This window comes from Janthinobacterium sp. GW458P (assembly GCF_002127585.1).
In the GTDB taxonomy this organism is placed as follows: domain Bacteria; phylum Pseudomonadota; class Gammaproteobacteria; order Burkholderiales; family Burkholderiaceae_D; genus Janthinobacterium.
The window spans coordinates 24,156-37,629 of the sequence record NZ_NEGZ01000037.1; the positions used below are offsets into that span (position 1 = coordinate 24,156).

12 protein-coding genes are annotated in these 13,474 nt (G+C 61.6%); 9 read left to right on the top strand and 3 right to left on the bottom strand.

Features of this window, described 5'->3' with window-relative positions:
- Positions 1 to 69: 69 nt before the first annotated feature.
- From CBW50_RS30215 to ppk1, 3 genes are all read right to left on the bottom strand, one after another.
- Positions 70 to 198: a hypothetical protein gene (locus CBW50_RS30215; RefSeq protein WP_256267160.1), complete on the bottom strand. Its 129-nt coding sequence runs from the start codon at positions 196 to 198 to the stop codon at positions 70 to 72.
- A gap of 291 nt (positions 199 to 489) precedes the next feature.
- The gene (sixA, locus tag CBW50_RS18935; RefSeq protein ID WP_086146991.1) at positions 490 to 948 is read right to left on the bottom strand and encodes a phosphohistidine phosphatase SixA; all 459 of its coding nucleotides are present in this window, start codon (positions 946 to 948) and stop codon (positions 490 to 492) included.
- A gap of 34 nt (positions 949 to 982) precedes the next feature.
- Positions 983 to 3,076 carry a polyphosphate kinase 1 gene (gene ppk1, locus CBW50_RS18940; RefSeq protein WP_086146992.1) on the bottom strand — a complete coding sequence of 698 codons (2,094 nt, stop codon included), beginning with the start codon at positions 3,074 to 3,076 and terminating at the stop codon, positions 983 to 985.
- Positions 3,077 to 3,347: 271 nt separating this feature from the next.
- Between ppk1 and pstS the strand changes: the two genes are divergently transcribed.
- The 9 genes from pstS to CBW50_RS18985 all read left to right on the top strand — a co-directional run bounded on the left by pstS (position 3,348) and on the right by CBW50_RS18985 (position 13,435).
- On the top strand, positions 3,348 to 4,397 hold the full coding sequence (gene pstS, locus CBW50_RS18945) for a phosphate ABC transporter substrate-binding protein PstS (protein ID WP_086146993.1): 1,050 nt from the start codon (positions 3,348 to 3,350) through the stop codon (positions 4,395 to 4,397).
- 325 nt (positions 4,398 to 4,722) lie between these two features.
- A complete protein-coding gene (gene pstC, locus CBW50_RS18950) occupies positions 4,723 to 5,694 on the top strand; it encodes a phosphate ABC transporter permease subunit PstC (RefSeq protein WP_226936433.1) in 972 nt (323 codons plus the stop codon).
- Positions 5,691 to 6,584 (top strand): phosphate ABC transporter permease PstA, encoded by an 894-nt coding sequence (pstA, locus tag CBW50_RS18955; protein WP_086146995.1) that lies wholly within the window; start codon positions 5,691 to 5,693, stop codon positions 6,582 to 6,584. Before pstC ends, pstA begins: the two co-directional genes overlap by 4 nt.
- Before the next feature lie 26 nt (positions 6,585 to 6,610).
- On the top strand, positions 6,611 to 7,405 hold the full coding sequence (gene pstB / locus CBW50_RS18960; protein ID WP_029496304.1) for a phosphate ABC transporter ATP-binding protein PstB: 795 nt from the start codon (positions 6,611 to 6,613) through the stop codon (positions 7,403 to 7,405).
- A 48-nt stretch (positions 7,406 to 7,453) separates the two neighbouring features.
- Complete coding sequence (gene phoU / locus CBW50_RS18965) at positions 7,454 to 8,164, top strand: phosphate signaling complex protein PhoU (RefSeq protein WP_076570862.1); 711 nt, start codon at positions 7,454 to 7,456, stop codon at positions 8,162 to 8,164.
- Between the two features lie 5 nt (positions 8,165 to 8,169).
- Positions 8,170 to 8,859, top strand: coding sequence for a response regulator (locus tag CBW50_RS18970; protein WP_076570863.1), 690 nt, complete (start codon positions 8,170 to 8,172; stop codon positions 8,857 to 8,859).
- 11 nt (positions 8,860 to 8,870) lie between these two features.
- Entirely contained in the window at positions 8,871 to 10,187 is a 1,317-nt protein-coding gene (gene phoR / locus CBW50_RS18975; protein WP_086146996.1) for a phosphate regulon sensor histidine kinase PhoR, read from the top strand.
- A gap of 75 nt (positions 10,188 to 10,262) precedes the next feature.
- Positions 10,263 to 11,459, top strand: coding sequence for a selenoneine synthase SenA (gene senA / locus CBW50_RS18980; RefSeq protein WP_226936435.1), 1,197 nt, complete (start codon positions 10,263 to 10,265; stop codon positions 11,457 to 11,459).
- Positions 11,460 to 11,494: 35 nt separating this feature from the next.
- Positions 11,495 to 13,435, top strand: a complete 1,941-nt coding sequence (locus tag CBW50_RS18985) for a UvrD-helicase domain-containing protein (protein ID WP_086146997.1) — start codon at positions 11,495 to 11,497, stop codon at positions 13,433 to 13,435.
- Positions 13,436 to 13,474 lie beyond the last annotated feature (39 nt).

Consider the following 13,474-nt stretch of genomic DNA (forward strand, 5'->3'; position numbering starts at 1 on the left):
TACAAGGATGGCGCGAGGGACGGGCCGGTAGGCCGTCGCTGGCGCCATGCGATAGTGCCGAAGTGAGCGCTACTCGTGGTAGCGGTCCATCAGCTTATGGTGGCTGCCGCGCATTTCTTCGACCAGTTCAAAGGCGACGAAGCCGATGATGGCGGCGAAGATGGCGATGAAGAGAAAAACGAGGAAGGTGATTAACATGGTCTTTCAGCCGCCGTTGGACGGCCGTCCGCTGGGTTGCTCAATGTGCCGGAGCGGTGCTCGGGCACGTAGTTGATGCAATTAAACTCTAGCAGATCGGCAGCGCTTTACAAGGCTGCCGAGTTGTAATTCCTACCAGTATTTGTCCCAGCGCACTGTTTGCGCATTTTCCTTATTTCACCACCAGGTCATGCGCCATCACGGCCTTCAGATAGACGCTGACGGGGTCGCCTGGCTCGCGTTGCGAAAACCTGTCCATTCTGCGCTGGCCTCGGGCATTTCCCTGTTTTACTATTTCACCACCAGATCATGCGCCATCACGGCCTTCAGATAGACGCTGACGGGGTCGCCTGGCTCGCGCTGGGAGAACCACCACGCGCTGGCCTTGCGCATTTCCCATTCCTGTTCGTCGCCCGTCAGCAGCAGGGCGGCGGCCTGGCCCAGCGTGGGCTGGTGGCCGACGATGAGCACGCTTTCCTTGCCGCCGGGCCAGTTGGCCGCCTTCAGGATGTCTTCCGCCTCGGCGCCGGGCGCCAGTTCGGGCATCAGCTTGAACTTGCGCCCCAGCGCCTCGGCCGTCTGCAAGGTGCGCAGGGCGGGGCTGACGAGGATGCGGCAATTTTCCGGCAATTGCGAAGCCAGCCACTCACCCATGCGGCGTGCCTGTTTCTGCCCTTTGACTGTCAGTGCGCGTTCCAGGTCGGGGATGCCCGGCTCGGCTTCTGCGTGTCGCCACAAGATGAGGTCCATGTTGTACTCCTCTGTGTTGAAAGTCGAAAGCTGTCTATTCGCCGACCTCCGCGCCCGGCGTGCCCAGTGTGTGCATCAGGTATTGCTGGGCGCTGAACGGACTTTGCTTGCCGCGCGGCTTGCGGCGCGCGTAGTGGCCCGTCGGCTCCAGTTCCCATGCATTTGTATTATCCTTCAAATACGGATTGAGGCCCTCGGCGATCACGCGCCGCTTCAGCGCCCGGTCCAGCACGGGGAAGGCCACCTCCACCCTGCGGAACAGGTTGCGGCTCATCCAGTCGGCGCTGGCCAGGTAGACATCGTGCGCCAGGTCGTTGCGGAAATAATAAATGCGGCTGTGCTCGAGGAAGCGGCCGATCACGGAGCGCACCTTGATGTTTTCCGACAGGCCCGGCACGCCCGGCTTCAGGGTGCAGGCGCCGCGCACGATCAGGTCGATCTTCACGCCGTCGGTCGAGGCCGCATACAGGGCGCGGATCACGGATTCATCGACCAGCGCGTTGACTTTCACGATGATGCGCCCGCGCCGGCCCGAACGGGCGATCTTCGCCTCGTTGCGGATGGCCTTGATGATCTCGCTTTGCAGGCCGAACGGCGCCAGCCATAGATGGTTCAGATTGTGCGGCTTGGTCAGGCTGGTCAGGTGGATGAACACTTCGTTCACTTCCACGGCCAGGTCCTGGTTGGCCGTCAGCAAGCCAAAATCCGTGTACAGCTTGGTGGTCGTGGGGTGATAGTTGCCGGTGCCCAAGTGGGCGTAGAAGCGCAGCGCGCCTTCCTCGCGGCGGATGACGAGCGCCACCTTCGCGTGGGTTTTCAGGCCCACCACGCCGTACACGACTTGCGCGCCAGCCTGTTCCAGCTTGTCGGCCCAGTTGATATTGGCTTCTTCGTCGAAACGCGCCATCAATTCCACGATGACCGTCACTTCCTTGCCCATCTTCGCCGCCGTGATGAGCGACTCCATCAGGTCCGAATTCATGCCGGTGCGGTAGATCGTCTGCTTGATGGCCACGACGGACGGGTCGTAGGCGGCGCTGCGGATGAAGTCGATGACCGTCTGGAACGACTGATAGGGATGGTGCAGCAGGATGTCGTGCTTGTTCAGGGCGGCAAAGATGTCGTTGCCGATGGCTTTATGGGCCAGGCCGGGGAAGAAGGGCGGGAAGCGCAGTTCGGGCTGCTTGACGTGGTCGATCATTTCCGACAGGCGCACCAGGTTCACGGGGCCGTTGACGCGGTAGAGGCGGCTTTGATCCAGATTAAACTGGTCGAGCAGGAACTGTGACAATTCAGGTGGACAATTGCGCGCCACTTCCAGGCGCACCGAGGTGCCGAACTGGCGGCCCACGAGTTCGCCCTTCAGGGCCTGGCGCAGATTCTTGACTTCATCCTCGTCCACCCACAGGTCGCTGTCGCGCGTGACGCGGAATTGCGAATACGCAATGACTTCGCGCCCGGCGAACAGGTCCGAGATGTGCGCATGGATGACGGAAGACAACAAACAAAAGGACACGCCGTCACCGGATATGTCGTCTGGCAACTTGATGACACGCGGCAAGACGCGGGGCGCCTTGACGATGGCGATGGCCGTGCCGCGCCCGAAGGCATCCTTGCCGCTCAGCGAAACGATGAAATTGAGGCTTTTATTCACCACTTGCGGGAACGGGTGGGCCGGGTCCAGGCCGATCGGGGTCAGCAGGGGGCGCACTTCGCGGTCGAAATACTGCTTGACCCAGGCGCGTTGCGCCTCGTTGCGGTCGCTGTCGCGCAGCAAATGCACGCCCGCTTCACGCAGGGCCGGCAAGACTTCGCTGTTTAATATCTCATACTGGCGTTCGACCAGCGCATGGCATTCCTTGCCGATGCGTTCCAGGTTGGCCGCCAGGGCAGGGTGGCCGGCCAGCGAACCGCCGATGCTGCCGGCCGCCAGCAGGCTGGCCACGCGCACCTCGAAGAACTCATCCATATTGCTGCTGACGATGCACAGGTAGCGCAGGCGCTCGAGCAGGGGAATGCCTGGGTCTTCCGCCTGCGCCATCACGCGCCGGTTGAAAGTCAGTTGCGACAGCTCGCGGTCAAGCAGGATGCCCGATTTGGTCACTTCCGTGTGCAGTTCAGGTTTCATATTCTTTTGTCTTTGCAGATAGTTAATTCTAGCCGTATTTCTCATTGTATGACGCGCTGTGAGTGTAATCATGAAATATGACGTAAGCGTGACATCGGCTGTCATATAACACTGTTCCGGATGTCATTTTTCCCGTCGAAAAGAGCTGTTTCCCGGGCGTAGGCAAATATTTCAGGATTTTTTCAGCATGTCATAAAGCTGTCATATTCGCTTGCTAGACTGCGCAGCATTCAACCGGGACTTTGAGCCCTAACAACCCTGAGGACTTGATATGCAAATGAAGCAAATGTTCAAATTTATCGTCGTGGGTGCTTCGGCAGCGATGGCATTTTCTTCCGCTTCCGTCATGGCGGCAGATATGACAGGTGCTGGTGCAACCTTCCCGTACCCGATCTACGCCAAATGGGCTGAGACGTACAAAGCCAACACGGGCAACGGCCTGAACTACCAGTCCGTCGGTTCCGGCGCCGGCATCAAGCAAATCAAGGCCAAGACTGTTGAATTCGGCGCTTCGGACATGCCTTTGAAGGCGGAAGAGCTGGAAGAAGCTGGCCTGATGCAGTTCCCGGCCATCATGGGCGGCGTCGTCACCATCGTCAACCTGGACGGCGTGACCCCGGGCCAGCTGAAAATGACGGGCAAGGTCGTTGGCGACATCTACCTGGGCAAGATCACCAAATGGAGCGCGCCTGAGATCGCCGCCCTGAACAGCGGCGTCAAGCTGCCGGACACGGAAATCACCGTGGTGCACCGCGCCGACGGTTCGGGCACATCGTTCCTGTTCACCGACTTCCTGTCGAAAACCAACCCGGAATTCAAATCGAAGATCGGCGCCGGTTCGGCCGTGAAATGGGCCGTGGGCGTGGGCGGCAAGGGTAACGAAGGCGTCGCCGCCAACGTACAGCGTATCAAGGGTTCGATCGGCTACGTCGAGTGGGCTTACGCCAAGAAAAACAAGATGTCGCACACCCAGCTGCAAAACAAGGACGGCAATTTCCTGCAGCCTGACGACGAAAACTTCAAGGCAGCCGCCGCTTCGGCACCCTGGACGCAAACCCCAGGCTTCGGCGTGGTCCTGACCGACCAGGCTGGCAAGAACAGCTGGCCTATCACCGGCGTGTCGTTCATCCTGATGCACAAAGTCCAGGCTGACGCAGCCAAGGCAAAAGAAGTCCTGAAATTCTTCGACTGGGCCTACAAGAGCGGCGGCCCTGCTGCCGTTGAACTGGACTACGTGCCGATGCCGGCATCGGTCGTGAAACTGGTGCAGGAATCGTGGAAAGCCAATCTGAAAGATGCTTCCGGCAAGTCGATCTACTAATAAACCTACTGCGCGGCGCTATTTGCGGCCTGCGATGCTCACTGTGCTAAAGCACAGCTCCGCTTCTCAGTCACAACTAGTTGCCGCTCGCTACGGTTTATTCAAGCAAGAATGTCCTTGCCCCGCCAGCAGCACGGCGGGGCAGGGAGTTAGCCAGGACCGCCCGCAAGCCCTTGCAGGCGGTCCTGGCTAAGAAGCAACAATAAAACAAGAGTTAACAACAACAGCAGCAGCTGCAAACAGTAGTACCGGCAGTACCACCCACATCTGGCACAATATGAGCGCACAATCTACCTCCTCCACGATCCCCATGCCAGGCGGCACCATGACCGATTCCATCAGTCACGCGCAAATGCTTTCCACCATGCGCAAGCAGCGCATCCAGGATTTCCTGTTCCACAAGGTGACGATGCTGTTCGCCCTGTCGGTGCTGATCGTCCTGGTCGGTATCATCATTTCGCTGATCATGGAGTCGATCCCGGCCTTCAAGACCTTCGGCCTGCATTTCATCGTGTCGGCCGAGTGGGATCCCGTCAATGACCAGTACGGCGCCCTGATCCCCATCATCGGCACCCTGGTGACGTCGGTGATCGCCCTGCTGATCGCCTTTCCCGTCAGCTTCGGCATTGCCTTGTTCCTCACGGAAATTTGCCCGGCCTGGCTGCGCCGCCCGCTGGGCACGGCTGTCGAGCTGCTGGCCGGCGTGCCATCGATCATCTACGGCATCTGGGGCCTGTTTGTCTTCGCGCCCCTGTTTGCCGACCACGTCCAGCCCGTCCTGAAAGCCACGCTGGGCAACGTGCCCTTCATCGGCCCCCTGTTCAGCGGCCCCATGATGGGCATCGGCTTGCTGACGGCCGGCCTGGTGCTGGCCATCATGATCATCCCCTTCATCGCTTCCGTGATGCGCGACGTGTTCGAGATCGTTCCCGCCGTGCTGAAGGAATCGGCTTACGGCCTGGGCTGCACGCGCTGGGAAGTGGTGCGCAAGATTGTCTTGCCATACACCAAGACTGGCGTCGTCGGCGGCGTCATGCTGGGCCTGGGCCGCGCGCTGGGCGAGACCATGGCCGTGACCTTCGTCATCGGCAACGCGAATAAACTGTCGTGGTCGCTGTTTGCCGCCGGTAACAGCATCACCTCGCTGCTGGCCAACGAATTTGGCGAAGCGCAATCGCCGCTGCACGTATCGTCGCTGTTCTCGCTGGCGCTGATCCTGTTCGTCATCACCTTTATCGTCTTATCCGCCGCCAAGCTGATGCTGGCCGGCATGTCCCGCAAGGAAGGCACGAAATGAGCCAACTCAGCCAAGTCAGCACCGAAGCCCCGGCCAAGCCGGCCATGAATCCCGTCTACCGCAAGCGCCTGCTGATGCACCGCGTCGGCATCGCCCTGTCGGTGGCCGCCATGGCCCTGGGCCTGGCCGTGCTCGTGTGGATTTTGTTCACCCTGGTGATCAAGGGCTTCGGCGCCCTGTCCGTCGACCTGTTCACGCAAACGACGCCGGCGCCCGGCAGCGAAGGCGGCGGCCTGATCAATGCCATCGTCGGCAGCGCCCTGATGGTGGGCCTGGCGACGCTGGTCAGCACGCCGATCGGCATCCTGGCCGGCATCTACCTGGCCGAATACGGCGAAGAGAACAAGCTGGCGCAAGTGACGCGCTTCGTGACGGACATCATGCTGTCGGCGCCATCGATCGTCATCGGCCTGTTCGTGTATGCGCTGTACGTGGCCCACGTCAAACACTTTTCCGGTTACGCCGGCGCCATCGCCCTGTCCCTGATCGCCGTGCCGGTGGTGGTGCGCACGACGGACAATATGCTGCGCCTGGTGCCGAACAGCCTGCTGGAGGCCGCGTTTGCCCTCGGCGCGCCGCGCTGGAAGGTCGCTACCCTGGTGCGCTTGCGCGCCGTCAAGGCCGGCGTCATCACGGGCGTGCTGCTGGCCCTGGCCCGCATCGCCGGCGAAACGGCGCCGCTGCTGTTCACGGCCCTGAATAACCAGTTCCAAAGTTTTAACATGAATGCGCCGATGGCCAACTTGCCGTCCGTCATCGCCTCGTTCGCCATGAGCCCGTACGACAACTGGCGCTCGCTGGCCTGGGGCGGCGCACTGCTGATCACCTTCAGCGTGCTGGCCTTGAATATCCTGTCGCGCACCGTGTTCAGCCAAAAAGTCCCTAATTAAACAGATACCGAGCGAAGCGAACCCATATGAATACGCAAATGAATCCAGCCCAAGACCTGGCGCCAAAGAAAAAAACCATCGAGATTTCGGGCCTGAACTTTTTTTACGGCAAAACGCAAAGCTTGCATAACGTCAACCTGGACATCCACGAGAAGAAGGTTACCGCCTTCATCGGCCCGTCCGGTTGCGGTAAATCAACCCTGCTGCGCACCCTGAACCGCATGTATGACCTGTATCCTGGCCAGCGCGCGGAAGGTTCCATCCTGTACCGCGGCCGCAACGTGCTCGACGCCGACCAGGACGTCAACATGCTGCGCGCCAAGGTCGGCATGGTGTTCCAGAAGCCGACGCCGTTCCCCATGTCCGTCTACGACAACATCGCCTTCGGCGTGCGCCTGTATGAAGACCTGTCGAAAGGCGAGATGGACGAGCGCGTCGAGTGGGCCCTGAAAAAGGCCGCGCTGTGGGGCGAAGTCAAGGACAAGCTGTCCAAGAGCGGCCTGTCGCTGTCGGGCGGCCAGCAGCAGCGCCTGTGCATCGCGCGCGGCGTGGCCGTGAAGCCGGACGTGCTGCTGCTCGATGAGCCGACCTCGGCGCTGGACCCCATCTCGACGTCGAAGGTGGAAGAGCTGATCAGCGAACTGAAGCAGGATTACACGATCGCCATCGTGACGCACAACATGCAGCAGGCGGCGCGCTGCTCCGATTACACTGCCTATATGTACCTGGGCGAACTGGTGGAATTCGGCGAAACGGACCAGATCTTCATGAATCCGGCTCGCAAGGAAACGCAGGATTACATCACGGGCCGCTTCGGCTGATCCATCCCGCATGGCAACATACAAGACAACTGAATACGGAGAGACAGCATGTTAGGCGAACATTCATCCAAGCAATACGACAACGAACTCGAAGCGATCCGCTCGAAAGTGCTCCTGATGGGCGGCATCGTTGAAACCCAGTTCCTCGACGCGATGACGTGCTTTCGCATCGGCAATGCCGAGCGTGCCGACCGCGTGATGCGCGAAGACGACGTCGTCAACCAGCTGGAAGTGTCGCTCGACGACGCCTGCAGCCACCTGATCGTGCGCCGCCAGCCGGCCGCCAACGATTTGCGCACCATCATGGCCACCATCAAGGTGATTACCGACCTTGAGCGCGTAGGCGACGAGGCGACGAAAATCGCCCGCGTGGCGAAGAATCTGCACAAGCGCGGCAACGGCGTCGTCAACCATTACGAAATGGTGCGCGGCATCGCCAACACGGCCACCGACATGCTGCATGACGCGCTCGACGCGTTTGCCCGCAACGATGGCAAGCTGGCCTTACAATTAATTGCACAAGATGCCATCATCGACCACGAGTTTCGGTCTATCATGCGCAACCTGATTACCTTTATGATGGAAGACCCGCGCACGATTTCGGCGGCGCTCGATACCCTGTGGGTGGCCAAGGCCATCGAACGGATCGGCGACCATGCAAAAAACATCGCCGAATACGTGATTTACGTGGTTGAAGGCAAGGACATCCGCCACACCAAGGTGGCTGCTCCCGCCATTTCCGAGGAGCTCCCTGAGTAAGCTTTATGGCATCTGATAAAACCACGGTATTGATTGTTGAAGATGAGCCGGCCATCGTTGAACTGGTGACCTATTCGCTGCGCGAATCGGGCTGGAATTGCTGTTCCGTACAAAACGTCGCCGATGCCTGGGAATTCATCCAGCACCGCACGCCGCATCTGATCCTGCTGGACTGGATGTTGCCGGATCAGACGGGCTTGCGCCTGCTGTCGCGCATCCGCGCCGACCGCAATTTCGCATCGATTCCCGTCATCATGCTCACCGCCAAGAGCATGGAAGAAGACAAGCTGGCCGGCCTGAACAGCGGCGCCGACGACTACGTCACCAAGCCGTTCTCGCCGCGCGAACTGCTGGCCCGGGCCAAGGCCTTGTTGCGACGCAAGAGTCCGGAACACGCGCAGGCGCCCATGCGCGCCGGCAACGTGGCGCTGGACCCCGTCAGCTGCACGGTGATGATGGATGAACAGAAGATCGATATCGGCCACGCCGAATACAAGCTGCTGAAATTCCTGCTGGCCCACCCGGAGCGCGTGTTTTCGCGCAGCCAGCTGCTCGACAAGGTGTGGGGCGACCATGTGGTGATCGAGGAACGCACGGTCGATGTCCACGTATTGCGCTTGCGCAAAGCCTTGAAAGAGGCGGAAAGCCTGATCAAGACCGTGCGCAGCGTCGGCTACATGTTGTCTGAAAAGTAAAGCCTCACTCTATGAATCCGAAATTGCTGTTCTGGGTGCCAGCCGCACTGCGCATGGTGCTGGCGCTGGTGGGCGTGGCGGTGGTGTGGTACCTGTTTGGCGCCATCTATGCGCTGGGCATCGCCTTCGTGCTGATGGCCATGATGGTGTTCGTGCAACTGTCGTATCTGTTTCAGCTGAGTAACTGGCTGGACAACCCGGAAAGCGCCAAGCTGCCCGACGGCTGGGGCGCCTGGACCAGCATTTTCGCGCGCCTGTACCGCATGCGCCGCGATGACGAGAAAAACCAGGCCGAGCTGACGGAATGGCTGGCGCGTTTCCGCCAGGCCATGCATCTGCTGCCGGACGGCGTCGTCATCATGGACGACGTGCTGTTCCTCGAATGGTGCAACCCGGCCGCCGAGAAGCACCTGGGCCTCACGCACGAGCGCGACAAGGGCATGCGCGTCACGAACCTGATCCGCAGCCCCGAGTTCATGGATTACATCATCCTGGGCCGCTACGACCAGCCGCTGACGATCACTTTCCGCAACCGCAAGCTGATCGTGCAGATCATCCCGTTTGAAAACCGCCGCCAGATCCTCGTTACGCACGACGTGACGGAGACGGAACGCATCGAAATGATGCGCCGCGACTTCATCGCCAACGCCTCGCACGAATTGCGCACGCCGCTGACGGTCATCGTCGGCTTCCTGGAAATCGCTTCCACCGAGCTGGACCTGGACGCCGCCACGCGCGCCGCCCATATCAAGCTGATGACGGAGCAGGGCCACCGCATGCAGCACCTGATCGAGGACATGCTGACCCTGTCGCGCCTGGAATCGGTTGACTATCCGCTGCGCCCCGAGCCGGTGGACATCAAAAAGCTCATGCAGCAAGTCTTGCGCGACGCCAAGGGCTTGTCGGCAGGCAAGCATGACATCAAGATGGAATGCAACGGTCCCGACGTGCTGGGCAGCTACGACGAGCTGTACAGCGCCTTCGGCAACCTGGCCTCGAACGCCGTGCGCTACACGCCGGCCGGCGGCACCATCACCCTGCGCTGGCAGGACGGCCCGGCCGGACCGCAATTCATCGCGCAGGATACGGGCATCGGCATCAGCCAGGAGCATATCTCGCGCCTGACGGAACGTTTCTACCGCGTCGACAAGAGCCGTTCGCGCGAAACCCAGGGCACGGGCCTGGGCCTGGCCATCGTCAAGCACGTGCTGCTGCGCCATGGCGGCACGCTGGCCATCCAGTCCGTGGCCGACAAGGGCAGCAGTTTTATCGTCAGCATGCCCAAATCCGTCGTCACGCCGCTGCAGGGCGAATTGCTGGTCAAATAGAGGGAAAGGGGGCGCCTGGCCCCCGGTTTTCCTTGCGGCTGGTGCAATGTTGGCATAAGTCGTTACAATCAGGCCATGACTTTAATCAACGCTTCTTTTCGCCATGCCGGCGCGCAGCAACTGGCCCAGTCGCTGGTGGCCGCGCGCCAGGCCACCTTGTCCCTGTTTGACTGCTATGTCTGTGCCGGACTGGACGTGGTCGAGCGCCTGCCCCACCATCCGCAACTCAATCCGCCGCTGTGGCAACTCGCGCATATCGCCTGGTTTGCCGAGTGGTTCATCCTGCGCGAAGCCCCGTCGAGCCATCCGGCCGACGCCGTGTATAACTCCCTGCTGACGCGCGGCGACGATCTGTTCGACGCCAACATGGTCGAGCAGCGCGCGCGCTGGAAGCTGGACTTGCCCAGCCCAGGCGCCGTGAAGACGTATTGCCACGAAGTGCTGGACCGGGTGCTCGATAAACTCTCGCGTGAGGCCAATGTCGACAGCGCCCTGGCGCCGTACCGGCTGGCGCTGGCGCATGAAGACCTGTGCGGCGAGGAAATGCTGGCCGGCTTGCAATGGCTGGGGCTGGAAGGCCCGGGAACCCTGGCGGCCAGCCTCGCCTTGCCGGCAGGGGCGGGCGAGATTGCCTTTCCTGGCGGCACCATCGAACTCGGCTCGCCGCGCGATGACGGTTTCGCCTTCGACAATGAATCGCCCGCCTACGCCTGCTATGTCGCGCCGTTTTCCATCGATGCCGTGCCCGTGTCGAATGCCCGGTTTGCCGATTTCGTGTCCGATGGCGGCTACCAGAACCGCCAGTTCTGGAGCGCGGCCGGCAGCGCGTGGCTGATGCAGCAGGAGCGCTCGTCGCCCCGCTACTGGCTGCGCGAAGCGACGCAGTGGCGCACCATGCGCTTCGGCCGGCGCACCACCTTGCCGCCGAATGAAGCCGTGCGCCACATTAACTTGTATGAGGCGCAGGCGTATTGCGCCTGGGCCGGGCGGCGCCTGGCGACCGAGGCGGAATGGGAGTATGCTGCGCTGTCCCGCCATCCGCTGTTCCAGTGGGGACAGGTGTGGGAGTGGACGGCGACGCCGTTCGAGCCGTATCCGGGCTTTGCCCCCGCCGCCTGGCGCGAATATTCGGCGCCGTATTTCATGCAGTACCAGGTCTTGCGCGGGGCGTCGTTCGCCACGCCGCCGCGCCTGCGTTCAGCGCGCATGCGTGCCTTCCATGCGCCCGAGCGGGGTGATATCTTTGCCGGCTTGCGCACCTGCGCCTGGTAACAGCGTGAAAAGCAGCAACCATTTCAGGAATTCCTTTGAGTACAGATAACGCCCCGCAGTTCATTCCCAAACGCATCACGCCGACGCCGGAGCAGATCGCCATCCAGACGGCGCAAAAGAAAGTCGTCCTGATCGACGCCAATGCCGGCGCCGCCAAGACGACCACCCTGGCCCTGCGCCTGGCCGAAGCCCTGCACCGGGGCCGCGCGCCCGAACGCATGCTGGCCCTCGTGTTCACGGAAGCGGCGCGCGTGGCCCTGCGCCAGCGCCTGCTGGACGTGGGCGTGCCGCTCGGCGTCGTCAAGCGCCTGACCATCGACACCTTCGACGCCTTGGCCGCCAAAATACTGTTGCAGCTGGAAAACATGCAAATAGCGGTCATGCGCAGCGATGAAGAGCTGCGCCCCGTGGCCTGGGAAGCGCTGGAAGTGGTGTCCGAGAAATACGCCCACCGCTATCCGCTGGAAATCAACACGACCAACGGCGCCATCGCCGAATTCCTGAAACTGCAATTGCGCACCAAGGCGCGCCTGGATTTTCAAAACCCCGACTTCGAGAGCAACTCGCTTGATGACAACCTGGAAATGCTGGGCATGTCGCGCACGCATTATCTGTGGCTGCGCGAATATGAAGGCTTGCGCGGCGCCGACACGGGCGACATCCAGTTCCGCGCGCCGTTCGACGCCACCTATGACCTCGTGCGCATGCTCGACGGCGACGAGCCGCTGCGCCAGCAGTTGCCGGCCTTCCAGATCATCGTGGCCGATGAATTGCACGACCTGAACGAAGCGTCGTTTCGCCTGCTGACCATGCTGATACGCCGCGGCAACGCTTTTTTCTGCGGCGCCGGCGACAAGGATCAAGTGATCTACACATGGTCGGGCGCCGACCACCGCTTCCTGCGCCAGCGCTTCGAGCAGGAATTCCCCGCCCTGCAGCGCCTGCCGCTGACGGCGTCCTACCGCTACGGGCCGCAGCTGGCGCAGGCCGTGGGCGTGCTGAAAAACAAGGCCAGCGTGTCGGCCCTGTCGCGCGCCACGCACATCGAACTGCTCGAATACGACCATGCGCAGCCGCAGGCCTGCAGCGCCCAGCTGATCGCCGCCCTCGAACATGCGCATGCGGGCACCACGGCCATCCTGCTGCGCGACCGCGACCAGGCTATCCGCGTGGAAACGGCGCTGTTCCAGAGCGGTATCGCGTACGGCCTGGTGGACATGAACAGCTATCTGCTGAGCCAGGAAGTACTGATGCTGCGCGGCATGGTCGCCATCGCCCGCAAGGATTTACATGCGATCAAGAGCGGTCCGCGCCGCGGCGAGATCCTCGAAGCCCTCGTGGCCTTCGCGGAAATCCCGTTTACGCGCACGGAGTTGCAGCAAGCCAAGGCCGACGTGGCCAACTACCCGGACTTGCTGGAAGGCTTTTTGACCAACCAGCTGGCCAAGTCGCAGAACCAGGACAAGGCGGCGCTGACCCTGGCCGCCGTCGACTACCTGCGCGCGCTGCCCCCGGACGCTTTGGCCGGCGATGCCCTGCAGCACATCTTTGGCCTGATGCAGCTGGAACAGACGGCGCGCCGCATCTATGTCGACCCGGCCCAGGCGCGGGTCGTGGCCCGTTCCCTGCACGGTTTTATCGCCGTGTGCCGCGAGGCGGGCGTGGCGCTGGGCGGCTTTGCCGGCTGGCTGGGCGAGATGGAAGAGGCTGTGACGGTCTCGACCGGCAAGGCCAGGCTGGTCATCGCCTGCATCGACCAGATCAAGGGCCTCGAATATAACCACGTCATCCTGCCTTACCTGGCCGTCGATGAATTCCCGCGCAGCAAGACCGACCCGCTGGAAGAGGAAAACCGTTTTTATGTGGCCGCCACGCGCGCGCGCGACAGGCTCAGCTTGCTGACGCCCGAAGACCCCGCCTGGCGGAGCCGCTACATCGCCGCCCTGCAGCTCAAGATTGTTGCGCCCAAGTCATAAATCTTTTGCCGCGCGGCCGCTTTTTGCGAAAGACGAAAG